Origin of the sequence: Nocardia farcinica, from assembly GCF_029867845.1 — a bacterium.
Lineage (GTDB): Bacteria > Actinomycetota > Actinomycetes > Mycobacteriales > Mycobacteriaceae > Nocardia > Nocardia farcinica_A.
Genome location: NZ_JARWRU010001261.1, coordinates 1 through 3544, shown reverse-complemented (window position 1 = coordinate 3544; position 3544 = coordinate 1). Strand labels below are relative to the sequence as shown.

Sequence of the window (3544 nt, the reverse complement as noted above, 5' to 3'; positions counted from 1 at the left end):
GCCACCCAGTCGTCCCCCGCCATCCCTCAACGCCCGCCATCCCTCAGCGCCCGCGAACCGTGGCTCCCGGCCACCCGTGTCCGCCGACGCTACCGCCGGGCACCGACATGTTCCGGCGGCCCGGACGACTCCGCCCGAGGTGATATCGGCGTACCATCGCTGATCGGCTGCACACCGACAGCAGGCCCCCGGGCCGGGACGGGACGAACAGGAAGGACCGCCGGTGCCACGCTTGGCCGACCACGACGCACGGCGCCGCCAGATCACCGACGCTGCACGGCGGGTCATCGTGCGCGGCGGCCTGGAGGCGGCGACCTTCCAGGCGGTCGCCGCGGAAGCGGGCATCTCGGTGCGATTGGTGCAGTACTACTTCGGGACGAAGAAGGACTTCCTGCTCGGGACGCTGAGATCGGTCATCGACGCGATGGCGCGGCGGTTCCTCGAACAATTCCAGAGCCTGGGCGCCGAACCGGATCCGCGCTACGCCCTGCGGACCATCGGGCGCGCCCTGCTGCCGCTGGACGACACCCGCCGCGCCGAGGCCCAGATCCTGGCCGCCTACCAGGCGGCCCGCCTCACCGGTTCCACCGCCCTGCCGGGTGAGACCCTCGCACCGGCGCGCCTGCTGGAGCAGACGCTCGAGGAACACATCCGCCGCGCGCGCGAGCTGACTCCCGGCGCGACCGACATGCCCGCCGCCCGGCGCGACGCCGAGATGCTCACGGTGGTGATCGCCGGGCTCTCCCAGTCGGTGCTCAGTGACTTCACCTCCCCCGAGCGCGCCGCCGAACTGCTCGACCACGCCATCGACCGCGTGCTCGGCCCGTGACAGCCCGGAGCTAGGACTCCGATTCCCGCACCGCGCGATCGATCTCGTCGGCCAGCGTCGCCCCGGCGACTTCCCAGGCCGCGGCCCGGAAGCGATCCCGGAACCGGCTGTGGTCGGCGCCGATCCCCTCGCCGCCGTAGCCCTCGGGCAGGGCCTCGCGGAACAGGCCGACGATCTCGTCGGCGAGATCGGCCAGCCGGGTGCGGATGAGTTTGCGCAGCGCGCCGCTGAGCGCGATGTCGGTGCCCATGTCGTAGAGGATGAGCGCGCCCTTGAGCATGGGCAGGTCGGGGATGTGCCAGCCGCCCTCATGGGAGACGACGTACTGGGCGGCGACGAGCTCGTCGATGATCTCGGCGCGGCGCTCCCCGAGCAGGGCGGTGAGCTGCTCGTCGTCGTAGACCACCGACTGCTCGCGGGCCCCCGGCAGGCGCGGGTCGAGCACCGAGCGCCAGTCGGTGGGCGCGCCGTCCCTGCTCTGGGCGTCGAACACCTCGCGGATGGCGCCCAGACTCAGGCCGCGACCCTGCATCGCGGCGATCTCACCCAGGCGGGTCAGGTGTTCGTCGCCGTAGACGACCTCTTTGCCCGCGCGGGCGGGCCTTGGCAGCACACCGAGCGAGTGGTAGTAGCGGATGGTCCGCGCCGGGACACCGCTGAGCTCGGCGAGTCGGGAGCGGCTGTAGCGGGACACGTGGCCAGCATAAAGGTCAGCACAAAGGTCAGAATGAATGGTCAGAATGAAGGCGAGGGCAAGAATCGAGGCCGGAATGAAGGCCGACGCGGAGGTGGCGAAGCGCATTCGTTGACAGCCCCAGCTGTCCACGTTAGCGTAACGCGCGTCACTGCCGACCGATCGAGGAGAGCTGATGTCCCAGCGAGAAACCGACTTCGACGTGCTCATCGTCGGGTCCGGGTTCGGTGGCAGCGTCACCGCGCTGCGCCTGGTGGAGAAGGGATACAAGGTCGGCGTCCTGGAAGCGGGCGCGCGCTTCGCCGACGACGAACTGCCCAAGACCAGCTGGGACATCCGCAAATTCCTCTGGGCCCCCGCGCTCGGCTGCTTCGGCATCCAGCGCATCCACCTGCTGCGCGACGTGCTCATCCTCGGCGGCGCCGGCGTGGGCGGCGGCTCGCTGAACTACGCCAACACCCTCTACGTGCCGCCGGAGCCGTTCTTCCGCGACGCCCAGTGGCGCGACATCACCGACTGGCGCGAGGAACTCACCCCCTACTACGAGCAGGCCAAGAAGATGCTCGGCGTGGTGCAGAACCCGCACATGACCCAGGTCGACCACATCTTCAAGAAGGTCGCCGACGACCTCGGCTGCGGCGACACCTTCGTGCAGACCCCGGTCGGGGTGTTCTTCGGCGAGCCGGGCAAGCAGGTCCCCGACCCGTACTTCGGCGGCGTCGGCCCCGAGCGCACCGGCTGCGTGGAGTGCGGCGACTGCATGGTCGGCTGCAAGTACGGCGCGAAGAACACGCTGGTCAAGAACTATCTGTATCTCGCCGAGCAGGCGGGCGCGCAGATCGTGCCGATGACCACGGTCACCGCGGTGCGCCCGCTGCCGGACGGCACCTGGACGGTGGAGACCAAACGCACCGGCAAGATCGTCGGCACCGAGCCGAGGACCTACACCGCGCGCCACGTGGTGCTGGCCGCGGGCACCCGAGGCACCCAGAAGCTGCTGTTCAAAATGCGCGACAAGGGTGTGCTGCCGAAGCTGTCGCCCCGCCTCGGCGTGCTCACCCGCACCAACTCCGAGGCCATCGTCGGCGCGGCGACCAAGAAGCTGAACCCCGGTCAGGACTTCACCGAGGGCGTGGCCATCACCTCCTCGATCCACCCGACGCCGGACACCCACATCGAGCCGGTCCGCTACGGCAAGGGCTCCAACTTCATGGGTCTGTTGCAGACGCTCATGGTCGACGGTGACGGCAAGCTGCCGCGCTGGCTGAAGTTCCTGCTCATGGTGCTGCGCAATCCGCTGGACACGCTCAGCTTCCTGAGCACCAAGAACTGGAGCGAGCGCACCATCATCTCGCTGGTGATGCAGAACCTGGACAACTCCATCACCACCTACACCAAGCGCGGGCTGTTCGGCCGCAGGCTGACCTCCAAGCAGGGCCACGGCGAGCCGAACCCCACCTGGATTCCGGTGGGCAACCAGGTCACCCGCAAGGTGGCCGAGGAGATCGGCGGCATCGCGGGCGGCAGCTGGGGCGAGATCTTCAACATCCCGCTCACCGCGCACTTCCTCGGCGGCGCGGCCATCGGCGCCGACGCCGAGCACGGTGTCATCGATCCCTACCACCGCGTCTACGGCTACCCCACGATGAGCATCGTCGACGGCGCCGCGGTCTCGGCGAACCTGGGCGTGAACCCCTCGCTGACCATCACCGCGCAGGCCGAGCGCGCCGCCGCCTTCTGGCCGAACAAGGGCGAGCAGGACCCTCGGCCCGCCCAGGACGAGCCGTACCGGCGGATCGCGCCGGTCGCGCCCGCGCAGCCGGTGGTGCCCGAGCACGCGCCCGCCGCGCTGGTGCTGCCGATCCCCCCGGTGCGCCGCGCCGAACAGGACACCAAGCCGGCCTGAGGCCACGCGCGGGCCCCGGTGCGCCCGGGCCCCCGCGGGCGCAACCCCCCCGCGCGGGCCGGGAAGCTCGTTTAATTTGCCGCGGAGCAGAAGATCGGAGGGGGTCCAGTGGGCG

3 protein-coding genes are annotated in these 3544 nt (G+C 70.2%); 2 read left to right on the top strand and 1 reads right to left on the bottom strand.

Going from position 1 to position 3544, the window contains the following annotated elements; translation table 11 throughout:
- Positions 1–223 precede the first annotated feature (223 nt).
- Complete coding sequence (locus QH283_RS28255; RefSeq protein WP_280505976.1) at positions 224–829, top strand: TetR/AcrR family transcriptional regulator; 606 nt, start codon at positions 224–226, stop codon at positions 827–829.
- A 10-nt stretch (positions 830–839) separates the two neighbouring features.
- On the opposite strand, the gene QH283_RS28250 is transcribed toward QH283_RS28255, so the two are convergent.
- On the bottom strand, positions 840–1523 hold the full coding sequence (locus tag QH283_RS28250; RefSeq protein ID WP_280505975.1) for a MerR family transcriptional regulator: 684 nt from the start codon (positions 1521–1523) through the stop codon (positions 840–842).
- Positions 1524–1698: 175 nt separating this feature from the next.
- Between QH283_RS28250 and QH283_RS28245 the strand changes: the two genes are divergently transcribed.
- Positions 1699–3429 carry a GMC family oxidoreductase gene (locus QH283_RS28245; RefSeq protein WP_280505974.1) on the top strand — a complete coding sequence of 577 codons (1731 nt, stop codon included), beginning with the start codon at positions 1699–1701 and terminating at the stop codon, positions 3427–3429.
- Positions 3430–3544 lie beyond the last annotated feature (115 nt).

Bases quoted from the DNA above. Each gene is read 5' to 3' on its own strand.
- QH283_RS28245 (WP_280505974.1), top strand. From the start codon at position 1,699: ATGTCCCAGCGAGAAACCGACTTCGACGTGCTCATCGTCGGGTCCGGG.